This is a genomic window from Nocardioides sp. T5 (genome assembly GCF_048161455.1).
GTDB lineage: Bacteria > Actinomycetota > Actinomycetes > Propionibacteriales > Nocardioidaceae > Nocardioides.
This window is the reverse complement of sequence record NZ_CP182415.1, coordinates 4255961-4273263: the sequence shown is the minus strand read 5'-3', so window position 1 is coordinate 4273263 and position 17303 is coordinate 4255961. Positions and strand designations below refer to the sequence as shown.

Here is a 17303-nt window from a genome sequence, read left to right as displayed (position 1 = left end):
CCGCCGTCAGTCGCCCGGCAGGGCGACGCGGACGCCCCACCCGACGACGGTGATGATGATCGAGCCGACCAGCGCGCTCCAGAAGCCGTCGACGTGGAAGCCGAGGTCGAAGAGGTCGGCCAGCCAGGCGGTGAACAGCAGCATCCCGGCGTTGATCACCAGCAGCAGGAAGCCGAGCGTCAGGATGATGAACGGCAGCGAGATCAGCTTGACCACGGGTTCGATGAACGTCGACACCAGGCCGAGGATCAGTGCCACCACAAGCAGCGGCACGATCTTGTCCTGCAGCTCGGCCTGCCCGTTCTTGGCCCCCTCGAACCAGATGCCGTTCAGCAGCCAGGCCGCGACCGACAGGCCCGCGGCGTAGGTGAGCAGCCACATCAGGAAGCGCATACGACGACCCTAGCGACCACCACGTTGGTCGAGGAGGGCGCTCTGGCGCCCGTCACGAGACCCGGTCTCGGGCTGGGCGGTCTCGTGACGGGACTTCGTCCCTCCTCGACCAACGGAGTGCGGGGACGACGACTACCCTCCCCGGATGGTCACGATCGGAGGCACGGGCGTCATGGTGCTCGGCGCCCTCGCCGCCGGTGTCGTCGCCGCGCTCCTCGCGGTGGTCCTGCGTCGCTGGTGGGGCACCGCCTCGGCGGTCTCGGTGGCCGGCCTGCTGTGGTCGCTCGTCGCGATCGCGCTGGTGACCCTGGTGCCCACCCGGGCGGACGTCGGCGTGGTCCCGGCCGAGACCCGCAGCGAGGCCTGCTCGTGGGACTACGGCGGCCCGTCCGGGGCGGCGTTCGAGGTCCTCGGCCTCGACCAGCGCACCCTCAACGTGCTGCTCTTCGTGCCGGCCGGCGTGTTCCTCGTGCTGGCGGTCGGACGGTGGTGGGCGGGCCTGGTGCTCGCACCCGTCGGCCTCGCCGCGCTGGCGGCGTACAGCCTCGCCATCGAGCTCACGCAGCTCCAGCTCGCCCGCCTCGACCGGGCGTGCGACGTCACCGACCTGGTCGACAACGTCCTCGGCGCGGGCATCGGCTGCGCCATCGGGCTGGTGCTGCTCCCGGTGGTGAGGCCGTGGCGGGACCGGCGGCCGCCGCGCCCACCGGCGCAGGAGACGTCGCTCGCTCACTAGGGTGCGGACATGAGCTCTCCCCAGCCCCGGCCCAACGTGCTCGCCATCCCTGCGTACGTCGCCGGCAAGCCGCCCGTCGCCCGACCCGGGCTGACGTCCTACAAGCTCTCCTCCAACGAGAACCCCTACCCGCCGCTGCCGGGCGTGCTCGAGGCGGCCCGCGAGGCGGCGGCGGAGATGAACCGCTACCCCGACATGGGCAGCGCCGCCCTCTACTCCGCGCTCGCCGAGACGATGGGCGTGCCGGCCGAGGACCTCGCCGCGGCGACCGGGTCGGTCGCGCTGATCTACCAGCTCGTCAACGCCTTCTGCGACCCGGACGACGAGGTCGTCTACGCCTGGCGCTCCTTCGAGGCCTACCCCATCGCGGTCACCGCCGGCGGGGCGCGCAGCGTGCAGGTGCCGGTCACGGCCGACGGGCGCCACGACCTCGACGCGATGGCTGCGGCGGTCACCGACCGCACCAAGGTCGTCATCGTCTGCACGCCCAACAACCCGACCGGACCGGCCGTCACCCAGGCCGAGCTCGACGCCTTCCTCGCGAAGGTCCCCTCCCACGTGGTGGTCGTGGTGGACGAGGCCTACCTCGAGTTCGTGCGGATGGACGATGCCATCGACGGCATCGCCACCTACCGCAGCCACGACAACGTCGTGCTCACGCGCACCTTCTCCAAGGCCTACGGCCTCGCCGGCTTCCGGGTCGGGTACGCCGTCGCTCCCGCACCGATCGCGGCCGCCCTGCGCGCGGTGTCGCTGCCCTTCGGTGTCAGCCACGTCGCGCAGGCGGCGGCGATCGCCTCGCTCGAGGCGCAGGCCGAGCTCTTCGTGCGCGTCGAGGACCTCGTCGCCCGCCGCGCCGACCTGGTCGCCCGGCTGCGCGAGGTGGGCTGGGACCTCCCGGACGCACAGGGCAACTTCGTCTGGTTCCCGCTGGGCGAGCGCGCCCTCGACTTCGCCGCGGCCTGCGGTGAGGTGGGGATCTCGGTGCGCCCGTTCGCCGGCGACGGCGTACGCGTCAGCATCGGCGAGGCCGAGGCCTTCGACCGTGTCGTCGAGGTGGCCGCCCGCTTCGCTCCCTGAGGCTATGGTTGAAGAATGAACGACACCGCGACGTACACGAAGAAGGGCGAGCCCTTCGAGCGCGACATGTCCTACCTCCCCGACCGGGTGCTGGCAGGGGAGCGCTCCGCGGACCCGCTGGACGAGCAGTTCCCCAGCGGGTCGAAGGACAGCCCGCGCGAGGTGCCCGTCTGGCAGGTCGAGCCCGGCCGCTACCGGCTCGTCGCCGCGCGTGCGTGCCCGTGGGCGCACCGCTCGATCATCGTCCGCACGCTCCTCGGCCTCGAGGACGTCATCTCCTGGGGCGCCCCGGGCCCCACGCACGACGCCCGCAGCTGGACCTTCGACCTCGACGAGGGCGGCCGCGACCCGGTGCTCGGGATCGAGCGCCTGCAGGAGGCCTACTTCGCCCGCGAGCCCGACTACCCGCGCGGCATCACGGTGCCGGCGATCGTGGAGGTCGAGTCGGGCAAGGTCGTGACCAACGACTTCCCGCAGATCACCCACGACCTGTCGTTCGAGTGGCGCGAGCACCAGCGCCCCGACGCCCCCGACCTCTGGCCCGCGGACGTCCGCGAGGAGATGGAGTCGGTGATGAAGCGGGTCTTCACCGAGGTCAACAACGGCGTCTACCGCTGCGGCTTCGCCGGCTCGCAGGAAGCCTACGAGGACGCGTACGACCGCCTGTTCACCGCGCTCGACTGGCTCGAGGAGCGCCTGGCCGACCGTCGCTACCTGATGGGTGCGGCGATCACCGAGGCCGACGTACGGCTCTTCACCACGCTGGTCCGTTTCGACGCCGTCTACCACGGGCACTTCAAGTGCAACCGCAACAAGCTGACCGAGATGCCGAACCTCTGGGGCTACGCCCGCGACCTCTTCCAGACCCCCGGCTTCGCCGACGAGGTCGACTTCGAGCAGATCAAGCAGCACTACTACGTCGTCCACACCGACATCAACCCCACCCAGATCGTCCCGGCCGGCCCCGACGAGTCGGGCTGGCGCACCCCGCACGGGCGCGGCTGACCCCCCACCCCGTCGTAGGACCCTGACCTCTCCCAACCCGGGTACGTGGTCTGGTCCGCGCGGGCGCGACACCCGCCGTACCCGGGTGAATCGTCCGAGAGTTCGTCCAGACCTCCCGCAGGTTGACCGCTTCTTGCGTGCGCCCCTTCTGCCGTGCGGTAACGGCCGGAGATGGTGGTCGCCGGAGCGCCGTCCGGGGGGATCGGCGTCCGGCGTGCAGCGACCCGTCCGGGCCTGCCGCAGGGAGACACGGGGCAACTCGCAGGGGGCAGGAACATGCACACACGGACGACCGGGATCTCGCGCGCGCGGAGCAGGGGGTGGCGGGGCCTGACGGCCCTGCTCCTGCTGCTCCCCACCATCGCGGTGCTGGGGGCACAGGCCGCCACACCCGCTGCCGGAGCGGAGGTGTGCCCGGGGCAGCACATCGAACCACCCGACGACACCACGAAGACCGTCACCTACACCGCGCCCGACGGCTACCTGGTCAGCAGCTGGTGCGTGAAGGCCGGACCGACGATCGAGGTCCACGCCGTCGACCCTCCAGCCGGGACGATCACGATCACGCACACCTCCGGCAAGGACATCAGCCACTACTCGGTCGTCCTGGTCAAGGCGCCCGAGGAGAAACCGCTGGTCGCGAAGGTGAAGGCCGCCGGCACCAAGGCGAAGACCTACCCGTGGACGATCGAGAAGGACGTCGACGCGACCACGCGCACCGTCGACGCGAGCGGCAAGGCCACCTTCACCTACACGGTCACGGTCACGGGTGGCACGCCCACCGAGTCCGGCTGGGCCGCGTCCGGCACGGTCGCCGCGACGAACCCCAACACGTACGCCGTCACCGCGGACGTCGCGGTCGCGACGAACCTGGGCGGCGGGTCGTCCTGCGCGGTGACCGGTGGCGACGACGCCGTGGTCCCCGCAGGAGGTACGACGACGCTGGACTACGCGTGCTCCTTCTCGTCCGCGCCCACCGGCAGCGGAACCGTCACCGCGACCGTGACGTGGGACCCGGCGGGTCCGCCGACCACCGCCGCCGCGACCGCCACGGCGCCCCTGACGTTCGCGGTCGCCTCGGAGACGAACAAGACCGTCGCGGTCGTGGACGACAAGACCGTCCCGGGCCAGCGGATCGTCCTCGACCCGGCGCTCACCTGGACCGCGGGCCTCGTGAAGACCTACACCTACTCGCTGGCGGTTGCCGGCGGTGCGGCCGGTGCCTGTGCGACGCACACCAACACCGCGACCGTCGACCAGCCCGTCGGCACCGACCCGAGCGACACCGCGACGGTCACGGCGTGCACGCCGCCGGTGGTCCCGCCCGTGGTCCCGCCGGTGGTCCCGCCCGTGGTGACGCCGCCGCCCGTGGCGCCCCCCGTGGTGCCCCCCGTGGTGCCCTCGCCGGAGGTCCTGCCCGAGCAGGCGTTCGGCAAGGCCGTCGGCAAGGTCCGGGTCAGCTGCCAGGGCACCGTGCGTGCACGGCTCGCGAACCGCTCCGGTGATCGGGTCGTCTACACGCTCCGCGTCGGTACGAAGGTGCACCGCATCGCAGTGAAGGCCGAGGACAGGCGGAAGTTCGTCACCCGGGGCCCGGCGCGGGCGAAGGTGACGTTGAAGGTGGGCTCCACACGTCTCGACCAGGCCCGCATCCCGGGCCGGTGCGCGGCGCCGGAGGTCCTCCCGGACACGGGGGTGCGCGCCACGAGCAGCTGATCGACGTACGACGCCGAGCCGGCGTCGACGGGTCCCGCGGGTCTCGTCGGCGCCGGTTCGTCGTTCCCGGACTGTCGGCCCCTCTCCCAGGTTGGGTACGTGGTCTGGTCCGCTCGGGCGTTATCCGGGCCGATTCGCCAACATTCGGTCAAGCACCTCCGCAGGTAGTCCCCTGCCTCCTCGCGGTGGATTCCCGTCGCGCTGACCGCGGGCCAGTCTGCTGCTCGACACATGCGTGCCGTGCCACTCGGGGGCGTACGGCGACACGGTCGACAGCGCTGGGGGGCGTCGGTCACCGAAGGGTTCAGTGGGGACTACTCGCGCCAGGGGGCGGGCAATGCAACGCGTTCGAACGACGATCACGACAGCACGACGAGGACGGCGGGCCAGGGGGGCCCACGCCGCCGAACGACACCTCGGCCTCGGCCGACTGAGGAGGCTGCTCGCGCTCCTCCTGCTCGTCCCGACGGTCGCGGTGCAGGCCGCGACGACGACGTCCGCGGGGGCGGGCGTCACCGCCGGGTTCGAGATCGACGGCAACACCTCCGTCGAGGGCGGTGGGATCGACTGGACGAGCCCCGGGATCCCGGCGCCGACGCCCGACCCCGTCAAGACCGACGACGACAGCAACTTCACCGGTGGCTCGAAGGAGTTCCAGAACCCGAGCGACTGGAGTGAGGGCACCGGGACCAGCACCGACCAGGGCGACATCTCCGACGTCTACTCGCACTTCGTCACCGGGTCCTCGACCTGGGCGTTCCTCGGGTTCAGGCGCATCGCCCAGAGCGGGACGATGACCTTCATGGCCGAGCTCAACCAGAAGGCCAACCTCCCCCGGGAGGCCGGTGACTCCGTCCAGTTCCGGCCGGACCGCAGCGTCAACGACCTCCTGCTCCGCTTCGAGCAGGACGGGAACGGGAACTTCGCCCTCACCGCCGCCTACAAGTGGACCCAGTCCGCGAGCGGGACCTTCGCCTCGGGATGCTTCACGGTTCCCGGCTACGCGACCCCGTCCGCATGGTGCCCCACCTCGACCGCCGGCGCCGGCTTCGACGGCGCGACCGGTGAGGGCAAGCTCTTCGCCGAGGCTGCGGTCAACCTCAGCTCCTTCGACAAGATCGGCGACTGCCGCGGCGCCTACGGCGTGATGAACGTCCGCTCGTTCGCCGGCGACTCCGAGTCCTCGTCGCTGCTCGACTTCGTCGGCGGCATCGGCATCTCCGTGCCCCCGACCTGCGGCAAGCTGGTCATCGAGAAGCGCGACCAGTTCGACCGGCTCGTCCCCGGAGCGACCTTCGAGGTCACCAAGAACCCGATCCCGGGCGTCACGGGCACCGCGGCCGACACGCTCGTCGTCAAGGACGGTGCCGCCCCCGGCATCGACACCGTCGCCGACGGCACCGTGACCATCGACCCCGCCAAGCCGGGCACCTACACGGTCAAGGAGATCGCGACCCCCGCCGGCTACGCGCCTGACACCACCGTCCACACCGACGTCGTCGTCGGCAGCTCGGGCACGAGCGTGGCGAAGGTCGAGTTCACCAACAAGCTCCTCTTCGAGCCGCTCGCCGTGACCAACCAGGCCTCGGGGTCATACGGCCTCGAGTACGACTGGCGGGTGCACAAGACCGTCGTCGGTGCGACGTCGAAGACGGTCGACGAGGGCCAGACCGCCACGTTCGACTACGAGGTCGAGCTCGAGGCGCTGCCCCAGGGGGAGCCCACGGACAAGCAGGTGGCCGGCTCGGTCCAGGTGACCAACCCCAACCCGGCCGCCACGCACCCGACGATGCGGGCCACCATCAGCATCGACGGCGACCTGCCGTGCCGCTTCCTTCCGACCAACGATGACGTCGACGTCGACCCGGGCACCGCGGGGGTCCAGGTCGACGTCGGCGCCGGCGCCACGTCGTACGACTATGCGTGCGAGCCCGGTGCGGGCGCCCTCGTCGGCGGCGAGACGACCGCGACCGTCAGCTGGGACCAGGGAACCTATCCGCAGGCCGGCGCCCACCCGGGCTCCGCCAGCGCGACCGCGTCGTACGACATCACGGTGCAGCCGAAGATCGACGAGCGTGCCTCGGTGACCGATGCCTTCGACGGTGGCCCGGCGACACCGATCGGCGCCGCGAGCTATCTGTGGTCCGACGTGTGGAACGCCCCCGACCACCGGGTCGTCGTCGCCACCTACTCCAGCCCGGCCGTCGGCGGCCCCGCCGGGGCGTGCCGCGACTACGACAACCTGGCGCGGGTCGACGAGAGCGACACCGACGACTTCGACACCTCGGAGCAGACGGTCGAGGTGTGCGTGGAGCTTGACGACCTGGTCGTGACGAAGACCGCGAAGCCGCAGTTCGCCCGCGACTACGACTGGACGATCGAGAAGTCGGTGGACCAGAACTCGCAGACGGTCGAGGAGGGCGCGAAGGCGTCCTTCGAGTACGACGTGGTGGTGACGCCGTCGATCAGCCGTGACGGACAGTTCGTGGTGACCGGCAAGATCACGGTGACCAACCCGAACCAGAAGACGATCTCCGGGGTGCAGCTCACCGACTCGCTGCCCGGTGGCCAGTGCACGATCGACAAGCCTGCGGGCCCCCTGTCGATCGCGAACGGGACGTCGACCTACGACTACTCGTGCGTGCTACCGGACGCGATCGCCAGCACCACGGGCACCAACACCGCGACCGCGACGTGGGACAAGGCTGCTCACTACGGCACGAGCGGCACCGCATCGGGCCAGGCCGGGTTCGACTTCGCCGACGCGAAGCCGACGGTGACCGACGCGACCGCCACGGTGACCGACACCCAGGTCGACCTCGACGGCACGTCTCCCGACGGCGTCGTGGTGAAGGCCGCCGACGGGCCGCGGACCTTCACCTACACGAAGGCCTTCGACGGTGTGCCGGGTGCGTGCACGACGTACGACAACACCGCGAAGGTGCTGGCGACCGACTCGAAGGACACCGACTCCGACAGCGAGACCGTCGAGGTGTGCGTGGAGCTTGACGACCTGGTCGTGACGAAGACCGCGAAGCCGCAGTTCGCCCGCGATTACGACTGGACGGTCGAGAAGTCGGTGGACCAGGACTCGCAGACGGTCGAGGAGGGCGCGAAGGCGTTCTTCGAGTACGACGTGGTGGTGACGCCGTCGATCAGCGGTGACGGACAGTTCGTGGTGACCGGCAAGATCACGGTGACCAACCCGAACCAGAAGACGATCTCCGGGGTGCAGCTGGCCGACTCGCTGCCGGGCGGGCAGTGCACGATCGACAAGCCTGCGGGCCCCCTGTCGATCGCGAACGGGACGTCGACGTTCGACTACTCCTGCGCCCTGCCGGACGCGACCGCGGCCACGACGGGCACCAACACCGCGACCGCGACGTGGGACAAGTCGTCGTACGTCGGCACGAGCGGCACCGCGTCCGGCCAGGCCGGGTTCGACTTCGCCGACGCGAAGCCGACGGTGACCGACGCGACGGCGACCGTGACCGACACCCAGGTCCAGCTGGGCGAGGTGGCCGGCGGCGCGGTGGTCAGGGCGTCCGACGGCCCGAAGACCTTCACCTACACGAAGGACTTCGACGGCGTCCCCGGCGAGTGCACGGCGTACGACAACACCGCGACGGTGGTGGCGGCGGACTCGAAGGACGTCGACTCCGACGACGCGACGGTCGAGGTCTGCGTCGAGCGGCCGCTGCAGCTGGCGCCCACGGCCACGGCCGACCTGGCCCGCGACCACGCGTGGTCGATCGCCAAGGTCGCCGACGCGACCCAGCGCACGGCCGACGCCAGCGGCAACGCGACCTTCACCTACACGGTGACGGCGCGAGCCGGTGCGCGGACGGAGTCCGGCTGGCGGCTGCAGGGCGAGGTGACGGTCACCAACCCCAACCAGTACGCCGGCGGCGACGTCGTCGCGGACGTCACGGCAGCGACGGACCTCGGCGGGGGTGCGGTCTGCACCGTCACCGGTGGCGACGACGTCGTGGTCGCCGAGGACAGCTCGACGACGCTCCCGGTCTCCTGCACCTTCGCCTCGGCCCCGGCCGGGTCCGGGACGCTGAGCGTGACCGCGACGTGGGACCCGGCGGGTGAGGCGACCTCGGCGTCGGTCACCGCGGCCACGGAGCCGGTCACCTTCACGGTCCGCTCGGAGACCAACAAGACGGTGCAGGTGGTCGACGACAAGACCGTCGCCGGCCAGCGCGTCGTCCTCGACCCGGCGCTGACTTGGGAGGCCGGGCTGGTGCGCAGCTACAGCTACTCCCTGACCCTGGCCGGGGGCGCTCCCGGCGCCTGCCGCAGCTGGACCAACACGGCGACGGTCGACCAGCCGGTGGGCACCGACCCGACGGCGAGCGCCGCGGTGCTGGTCTGCACCCCGGTCGTCCCGCCGCCGGTCGTGCCGCCCGTGGTGCCGCCGGTCGTGCCGCCCGAGGTCCTGCCCGAGCAGGCCTTCGGCAAGGCCGTCGGGTCGGTACGGGCGACCTGCCAGGGGACCGTCCGCGCCAGGCTGGCCAACCGCTCCGGGGAGCGGGTGGTCTACACGCTGCGGGTCGGCAAGAAGGTCCACAAGATCGCGGTGAAGTCCCTCGCCAAGAAGAAGTTCGAGACGTTGGGCAAGCCGCGCGCGAAGGTCACGTTGAAGGTCGGCTCCACCCGTCTCGACAGGCTCCGCATCCCGGGGTTGTGCGCGGCCCCCGAGGTCCTGCCCGACACCGGCCTGCGTGCCACGAGCCGGTGAGGATCGCCTTCATCACCGGGTAGCGACAGCTGCCCCAGCCTCCAGCCCCCATGGAGGCGGGCCGGCGTCGACAGGTCCCCCACAGGCCTGCCGGCGCCGGCCCATCTGCGTCCTGCCCCGCGTGAGATTGGTGCTGGGTGGGTGCGGCCGATACGTTGACCCCATCCTGTGGTCGGGGTCACACACGCCGGCGACCACGCTTGCAAGCCGTCGGCGTCCGGCGATCCCGTGACTGCCGCTAGCTGTTGTTAGGAGAGTGCGTTGTCCGATCCTGTGAGTTTCGGCCCCGACCTTGCGGACGTCTTCGGACCGTCCCAGTCAGACGGTGGCCCCGACCTCGTCCAGCTGCTCACGCCCGAGGGTGAGCGCGTCCACCACCCCGAGTTCGACCACGACTTCTCGGCCGAGGAGCTGCGCGGCCTCTACCGCGACATGGTCCTCACCCGCCGCATCGACGTCGAGGCCACGGCGCTCCAGCGCCACGGCGAGCTCGGCATCTGGGCCCAGCTGCTCGGCCAGGAGGCCGCGCAGATCGGCGCCGGTCGCGCGCTGCGCCCCCAGGACTACGTCTTCCCGACCTACCGCGAGCACGGCGTCGCCTACTGCAAGGGCGTCGACCCGTTGCGGCTGCTCGGCCTGTTCCGCGGCGTCGACCAGGGCGGCTGGGACCCCAACGAGAACAACTTCGGGCTCTACACGATCGTCATCGGCGCGCAGACCCTCCACGCCACGGGCTACGCCATGGGCATGCAGCGCGACGGCGTCGTCGGCACCGGCGACCCCGAGCGCGACTCGGCCGTGATCGCCCACTTCGGCGACGGCGCGTCCTCGCAGGGCGACGTCAACGAGGCGTTCATCTTCGCCGCCTCCTACAACGCGCCCGTCGTGTTCTTCTGCCAGAACAACCAGTGGGCCATCTCCGAGCCGATCGAGCGCCAGACCCGCATCCCGCTCTACCAGCGCGCGCTGGGCTTCGGCTTCCCGGGCATCCGTGTCGACGGCAACGACGTGCTGGCGACGTACGCCGTCACCCAGGCCGCGCTGCAGCGGGCGCGCGAGGGCAACGGGCCGTCGTTCGTCGAGGCCTACACCTACCGGATGGGCGCGCACACCACGACCGACGACCCGACGCGCTACCGCCTCAACGACGAGCTCGAGCACTGGAAGCTGAAGGACCCGATCGAGCGGCTCAAGGTCTACCTGCGCCGCAACGGCCTGGTCGACCAGGAGTTCTTCGACGACCTCGACGCCGAGGCCAAGGAGATGGGCCACCACCTCCGCGAGGGCTGCAAGGCACTGCCCGACCCCAAGCCGCTCGACCAGTTCGGCTACGTCTTCAGCGAGATGACCGACGAGATCGCCGCCCAGCGCGACGAGTTCGCCGCCTACCTCGCGTCCTTCGAGGGGAGCCACTCGTGAGCACGACCCAGAAGATCACCCTCGCCAAGGGCCTCAACATGGGCCTGCGCAAGGCCATGGAGGACGACGACAAGGTCCTGCTCATGGGTGAGGACGTCGGCAAGCTCGGCGGCGTCTTCCGCATCACCGACGGCCTGCAGAAGGACTTCGGCGAGGACCGCGTCATCGACAGCCCGCTCGCGGAGTCCGGCATCGTCGGCACCGCGGTCGGCATGGCCCTGCGCGGCTACCGCCCCGTCGTCGAGATCCAGTTCGACGGCTTCGTCTACCCCGCCTACGACCAGATCGTGTGCCAGGTCGCGAAGTACACCTACCGCTCGCAGGGCAAGGTGAAGATGCCGATCGTCATCCGCATCCCCTTCGGCGGCGGCATCGGTGCGGTCGAGCACCACTCCGAGAGCCCGGAGGCGCAGTTCGCGCACACCCCCGGCCTCAAGGTCGTGGCCTGCTCGAACCCCGTGGACGGCTACTGGATGATCCAGCAGGCGATCGCCCACGACGACCCGGTCATCTTCCTCGAGCCCAAGCGGCAGTACCACGCCGACAAGGCCGAGCTCGACGACTCCGCGACGCCCGAGCCGCTGTTCACCTCGCGGGTCGTCCGTGCGGGCTCCGACGCGACGGTGCTGGCCTACGGCCCCACCGTGAAGACCGCGCTCAAGTGCGCCGAGGCCGCCGAGTCCGAGGGCCGCAGCCTCGAGGTCATCGACCTGCGCACGCTCTCGCCGCTCGACATGGCCCCGGTCTACGAGTCCGTACGCCGCACCGGCCGCTGCGTCGTCACCCACGAGGCGCACGTCAACCTCGGCATGGGTGCCGAGCTCGCGGCCCGGGTCACCGAGGAGTGCTTCTACTCCCTCGAGGCCCCGGTGCTCCGGGTGGGCGCGTTCGACACGCCCTACCCGCCGTCGCGGATCGAGGAGGAGTACCTCCCCGACCTCGACCGCGTGCTCGACGCCGTCGACCGCAGCTTCGCCTACTGAGAGGAACCGTCATGTCCGAATTCCTCCTCCCCGACGTCGGCGAGGGCCTCACCGAGGCCGAGATCGTGGCCTGGAAGGTCAAGGTCGGCGACACCATCGAGATCAACGACGTGGTCGTCGAGATCGAGACCGCCAAGTCGCTCGTCGAGCTGCCGTCGCCCTACGAGGGCACCGTCCTCGCCCTGCTCGTCCCCGAGGGCGAGACGGTGCCGGTCGGCACGCCGATCATCTCGATCGGCGCCGAGGGCGAGGCGCCCGCGCCGACCGCCCCCGCCACGCAGACCGAGTCCGACCCCTACCTCGGGATGGCGCAGAAGGCAGGTGCTGCCGAGCAGCAGGTCGACCCGGCCGACATCGACCTCTCCAACCCGGCCGCGTCCGGCTCGATGGAGGGCGCGTCCCTCGTCGGCCGGATCAAGGCAGACCGCGGTCCGATGCGTCGGGCCCGCCGCGGCTCGGCCTCGCCGAGCACCGAGGCCGGGGCGCAGACGCAGATGCAGCTCCAGGGCGCGTTCGCCCCTGGCGGCGCCCAGTCCGACGAGGTGATGCCGGCCGACGAGTCGCCGGTCCCGGCCACCGACCAGCGGGCCTCGCAGCCCGCCCCGGCCGAGGCGCTCGTCCCGGCGGCCGCGCAGGCCGAGCCCGGCGTCGTACGCGCCCTGGCGAAGCCGCCGGTGCGCAAGCTCGCCAAGGACCTCGGTGTCGACCTCACCGGCCTCACCGGCTCGGGCCCGTCGGGCTCGATCACCCGCGACGACGTGCAGGCCGCGGTGTCCGGGTCGGCGTCGGTTCGCGCAGCGTCATCCGCTCCCGCACCCACTGGCGCGCCTTCGTATGACGCACCGCGCGAGCGCGAGACCCGCGAGCCGATCAAGGGCGTGCGCAAGATGATGGCGACGGCGATGAGCCAGTCGGCCTTCACCAGCCCGCACGTCACCGAGTGGATCACCGTCGACGTGACCGCGACCATGCAGCTCGTCGAGCGCCTGAAGGCGCGACGCGAGCTCAAGGACGTACGCATCAGCCCGCTGCTCGTCCTCGCCCGCGCGGTCATCCTCGCGATGAAGCGCACCCCGGAGATCAACTCCTGGTGGGACGAGGCCGCGCAGGAGGTCGTCTACAAGCACTACGTCAACCTCGGCATCGCGGCTGCCACGCCGCGTGGCCTGGTCGTGCCCAACGTCAAGGACGCCGACAGCCTGTCGATGACCGAGCTGGCGGCGGCGCTCGGTGAGCTCACCGCCACCGCGCGCGACGGGAAGACGCAGCCGGCCGAGATGGCGGGCGGCACGTTCACGATCACCAACGTCGGCGTCTTCGGCGTCGACGCCGGCACCCCGATCATCAACCCGGGCGAGTCCGCGATCCTCTGCTTCGGTGCGATCAACAAGCGTCCGTGGGTCGACGAGGAGACCGGCGAGATCGTGGTCCGCGACGTCACCACGCTGGCGCTGTCGTTCGACCACCGCCACATCGACGGCGAGAAGGGCTCGCGCTTCCTCGCCGACGTCGCCGGGCTGCTCCAGGACCCGGGCACGGCGCTGCTCTTCTGAAATACCCGTGACCGGGCGTGCCAGGCCGCCAGCGCCTCGGCCTCCCGCTCGGGGGTGAGCGCGGTGACGGGGGAGTCGAGGCAGCCCGGGGCGGTCTCGGCCAGGGGGCGCAGCCGCAGCCCGGCGGCGACGGCCGGTCCGGGGTCGTGCGCGAGCATGCCGTCGTACGCCGGACGCGGCAGCCACAGCGGCAGTGAGTCCTCGCCGGCCCAGTGGGCCACGCCCTGCTCCTCGAGGAAGGCGCTGTCGACCCAGGTGAGACGGGGGTAGTCCGCCCCGACCCCGGCAGCGGTGTGGGCCAGCAGCTCGCCGAGCGGCACCCGAACCCCTACGGCGTCGTAGGTCCCGGTGGTGCGACGCTCAGCGAGGTCGAGCAACCAGGCGGCGAGGTCGCGTACGTCGATCACCTGCACCGCGTCGTCGGGCCGGCCCGGCGCGAGCACCTCCCCGCCGCGTGCCAGGCGCTGTGGCCAGTAGGCGAAGCGCCCCGTCGGGTCACCCGGACCGACGATCAGCCCGGGGCGTACGACGGCCGCGGACGTCGCGTGCTCCTGCACCAGCTGCTCGCACGCCACCTTCATCCCGCCGTAGGCCTCCGGGTCGACCGCCAGGTCGACGTCCTCGGTGATCGGCTCGAGCAGCGGCTCCGTCGCGGGGGACGAGTTGTCGGCGTACACGCTGATCGTGGAGACGAAGACCCAATGGGCGTACGACGTCGCGGTGACCGCGCTGCGCACCTGCGACGGCAGCCGCGCCACGTCGACCACGGCGTCCCACCCACCCTCGGCGACCGCGGCCGGCGGCGGGTCGGCGCGGTCCCAGGGCAGGTGCGTCGCGCCGTCGGGCACGGGCCCGGACGTGCCCCGACAGGCGCAGGTGACGTCCCACCCGCGGGCCACGGCCTGCACGGCCACCTCGCGCGAGAGGAACCGGGTGCCGCCGAGGACGAGGAGCTTCATGGGGCCACTCCACCGGCTGACCGGGACCGGCGGCAAGGGCGGTTCGCTGTGGGCGCAACCGGAGGCTCCTTTGTCACCGGCGGCGGTGGACTGCGACACTGGACCCTCCGTAGGGGTGAGAAGAGGAGTGCGGATGGCTCAGGACGCCGCCACGGCTGCCTCCAGCGAGCCTCCCACCACGGCGGCCCTCCTGGCGCGTGCGCAGCAGGTGGCCGACCAGCTGGTCCGGGAGGCGCGCGAGGAGGCCGAGCGCCTCACGGCCGACCTCGCCACGCTCCGTGAGCAGGCCCGCCTCCTCACGGTCGAGGCCGAGCGCGACCGCGCCGAGGCCGGCCGGGCCCGCAGGCAGGCCGAGGAGGTGCTCGCCGGCGCCTCCCAGGAGGCCGCCACGATCGTCGTCGACGCCAACGAGCAGGCGGCGCTCCTGATGAGGTCCGCGGAGGGTGCCCGCGACCAGCAGGTCGAGGCCGCCCGGACCGAGAGCGACAAGCTGCGCGCCCAGGCGCGGGACGAGGCGGCCGCGCTGCGCGCCGAGGCGCAGGAGCTGCGCGACACCGCGGCCGGCGAGAAGGCCGAGCTGGTCGAGGGCGCGCGCGCCGAGGCGGCGACCGCGATCGCCGGCGCGCAGGAGACCGCCGCACGTCTCGTCGAGGAGGCCCGCACCACCGGCCAGCAGCACCTCGACTCAGCGACCGCCGAGGCCGAGTCGTTGCGGGCCACCGCGTCCACCGAGTCCGCCCGGATGCGCGACGAGGCGACCCTCCACGTCGAGGACCTGCGCCGTACGACCGGCGCGGAGGTCGACCGGATGCGCCGGGCCGCCGAGGAGACGCTGGCGGCCGCGCGCGCCGAGAGCGAGGAGAAGCTGCGCCACGCGGCGGAGCAGACGGCGTGGGCCACGCAGACCGTGGAGTCGGTGCTCGCGGGAGCAGCCACCGAGGCCGAGGCGATCCGCAAGGCCGCCCACGCCGACGCCGGGGACCACGCGCGGCTCGCCCGCCAGCGCGCCCACGGCATCATCGCGGCGGTCAACGGCCGGATGGCGCTCGAGCTGGCCGAGGCCGAGCAGCGGGCCGAGGAGATCACCCAGGCCGCCTCCCACGCGGCTGCCGAGCGGCGGGCCGAGGCCAGGATCGCCCTCGAGCAGGCCGAGGCCGAGGCGGCCCGGATCATCGCCGACGCCACCGACGAGTCCGAGCGGGCCGTCGAGCGGCTCGAACGTCGCCGGGCCGAGGCCGAGAGCGGTGCCGCCAGCCTGCGCGCGCTCGTCGCGGAGGAGGTCACCCGCAGCCGGGCGGACGCGGCCGAGGACCGGCGTCGCGCTCGCGAGGAGTCCGTCGCACTCGTCGCCGAGGGTCGTGCCGAGGCCGACCAGCTCCGCGACAGCGCCCGCCGGGCCCTCGAGCGCGCCCGGGCCGAGGTCGCGCAGCTCAAGGAGCAGCGCGACACCATCACGACCGAGCTCGGCCAGCTCTCCGGCGTCATCGCGGCCCTCTCCGTGCCCGACCGCGAGCAGGCCGGTGCCGACCCCGTCAGCACCAGCGACCCGACCCCCAGCGACCCGCCGGCCCCGCCACCCCCACCCCCGTCGAGCCAGGAGGCCCCCGATGCCTGAAGAGATGTTCACGACCGTGCGCCGCGGCTACGACCCGGCCGAGGTGGAGCGCGCCGTCGGCCAGGCGCAGGCGGAGGCAGACGACCTGCGCCGCCGGCTCGAGGCGGCCGAGGCGGCTGCCGAGGCGGCGAGGAGCGAGGCTGCGGCGTCCCGGGAGGCGCTCGTCGCGCGGGAGTCGCAGCAGCCCGAGGCGCCGACGTACGCCCACCTCGGCGAGCGGGTCGGGCAGATCCTGTCGCTGGCGGAGACCGAGGCCGCCGAGATCAGGGACCGGGTGGTCGGCGAGGTCGAGACGCTGCGCAAGGAGGCCGAGCAGGAGGTGGGCGCCCTGCGCGCCGACGCCGAGCGCTACGCCGAGGAGACCCGCCGTGACGCCGACGCGGACGGCGCCAGGATCCTCGCGGACGCCCGGAAGGCGGCCGACGGTGAGCGCGACGCCGCCGAGCGGGACGCCTCCGCGCGCCGGGCCGAGGCCGAGGCCCTCCACGAGGACCAGCGCGCCAGGGCCGCCCAGGCGGCCGCGGACTTCGAGACCACGCTCGCCGAGCGGCGCCAGAAGGCCACCGCGGAGTTCCAGGCCCAGCAGGCGGCCATCCAGGCCGAGCTCGACGCGATGGCCGCGCGCAACAAGGACACCGAGGCCACCCTCGAGCGCAACCGCCGCGAGGCCGAGGAGCGGATCGCCCGGATGCTCGCCGACGCCGAGGAGCGCTCGACCACGATGGTGGCCGAGGCGCGCGCCTCCGCCGACCGCGTACGCGCCGAGTCCGAGCGTGAGCTGGCTGCCGCGGGCCAGCGCCGCGACAGCATCAACGCCCAGCTCTCCAACGTGCGCCAGATGCTCGCCACCCTCAGCGGCACCGTGCCCGGCGTCGTCGGCCTGTCCGAGGAGTCCGCCCCGGTCGCCGGCGCGCCCCAGGGCGACCCGCTCGCCGACGCCGCCCGCGGCGTCGCGCACGAAGGCGCTGAGACGACGGGGGACGACACGGGGGACGACACGGGGGACGACACGGCTGCCGGCGATGCGTCTGAGGGCCCCGCCGAGCGGTGAGCAGGACACGTTCCTGACGCCCGAAACGTGCGTCACTCACCGCCCG

At 72.3% G+C, this 17303-nt stretch carries 11 protein-coding genes and 1 pseudogene; 10 read left to right on the top strand and 2 right to left on the bottom strand.

From position 1 onward, the window contains the following. Window positions 1-6: 6 nt before the first annotated feature. Window positions 7-393 carry a phage holin family protein gene (locus ACNKF0_RS20885; RefSeq protein ID WP_416954703.1) on the bottom strand — a complete coding sequence of 129 codons (387 nt, stop codon included), beginning with the start codon at window positions 391-393 and terminating at the stop codon, window positions 7-9. A 145-nt stretch (window positions 394-538) separates the two neighbouring features. Between ACNKF0_RS20885 and ACNKF0_RS20880 the strand changes: the two genes are divergently transcribed. From ACNKF0_RS20880 to ACNKF0_RS20845, 8 genes are all read left to right on the top strand, one after another. Further along, window positions 539-1129: a VanZ family protein gene (locus ACNKF0_RS20880; RefSeq protein WP_416954702.1), complete on the top strand. Its 591-nt coding sequence runs from the start codon at window positions 539-541 to the stop codon at window positions 1127-1129. A 9-nt stretch (window positions 1130-1138) separates the two neighbouring features. After that, the gene (gene hisC, locus ACNKF0_RS20875; protein ID WP_416954701.1) at window positions 1139-2209 is read left to right on the top strand and encodes a histidinol-phosphate transaminase; all 1071 of its coding nucleotides are present in this window, start codon (window positions 1139-1141) and stop codon (window positions 2207-2209) included. Between the two features lie 15 nt (window positions 2210-2224). After that, window positions 2225-3214, top strand: a complete 990-nt coding sequence (locus ACNKF0_RS20870; protein ID WP_416954700.1) for a glutathione S-transferase family protein — start codon at window positions 2225-2227, stop codon at window positions 3212-3214. A 276-nt stretch (window positions 3215-3490) separates the two neighbouring features. Further along, entirely contained in the window at window positions 3491-4930 is a 1440-nt protein-coding gene (locus ACNKF0_RS20865) for a hypothetical protein (RefSeq protein WP_416954699.1), read from the top strand. 337 nt (window positions 4931-5267) lie between these two features. After that, window positions 5268-9677 carry a SpaA isopeptide-forming pilin-related protein gene (locus tag ACNKF0_RS20860; RefSeq protein ID WP_416954698.1) on the top strand — a complete coding sequence of 1470 codons (4410 nt, stop codon included), beginning with the start codon at window positions 5268-5270 and terminating at the stop codon, window positions 9675-9677. 261 nt (window positions 9678-9938) lie between these two features. Next, window positions 9939-11096, top strand: a complete 1158-nt coding sequence (gene pdhA / locus ACNKF0_RS20855) for a pyruvate dehydrogenase (acetyl-transferring) E1 component subunit alpha (RefSeq protein WP_416954697.1) — start codon at window positions 9939-9941, stop codon at window positions 11094-11096. 38 nt (window positions 11097-11134) lie between these two features. Next, entirely contained in the window at window positions 11135-12079 is a 945-nt protein-coding gene (locus ACNKF0_RS20850) for an alpha-ketoacid dehydrogenase subunit beta (RefSeq protein WP_416958597.1), read from the top strand. A gap of 11 nt (window positions 12080-12090) precedes the next feature. After that, complete coding sequence (locus ACNKF0_RS20845; protein ID WP_416954696.1) at window positions 12091-13632, top strand: 2-oxo acid dehydrogenase subunit E2; 1542 nt, start codon at window positions 12091-12093, stop codon at window positions 13630-13632. Between the two features lie 416 nt (window positions 13633-14048). On the opposite strand, the pseudogene ACNKF0_RS20840 reads toward ACNKF0_RS20845, so the two are convergent. Next, window positions 14049-14591 (bottom strand): annotated as a pseudogene (locus ACNKF0_RS20840) (NAD-dependent epimerase/dehydratase family protein); the annotation flags it as partial. Window positions 14592-14724: 133 nt separating this feature from the next. Between ACNKF0_RS20840 and ACNKF0_RS20835 the strand changes: the two are divergent. Together ACNKF0_RS20835 and ACNKF0_RS20830 are read left to right on the top strand one after the other, a co-directional pair. Beyond that, on the top strand, window positions 14725-16206 hold the full coding sequence (locus tag ACNKF0_RS20835; RefSeq protein ID WP_416954695.1) for a hypothetical protein: 1482 nt from the start codon (window positions 14725-14727) through the stop codon (window positions 16204-16206). Then, entirely contained in the window at window positions 16199-17257 is a 1059-nt protein-coding gene (locus ACNKF0_RS20830) for a hypothetical protein (protein ID WP_416954694.1), read from the top strand. The genes ACNKF0_RS20835 and ACNKF0_RS20830 overlap by 8 nt, the downstream gene beginning before the upstream one ends. Window positions 17258-17303 lie beyond the last annotated feature (46 nt).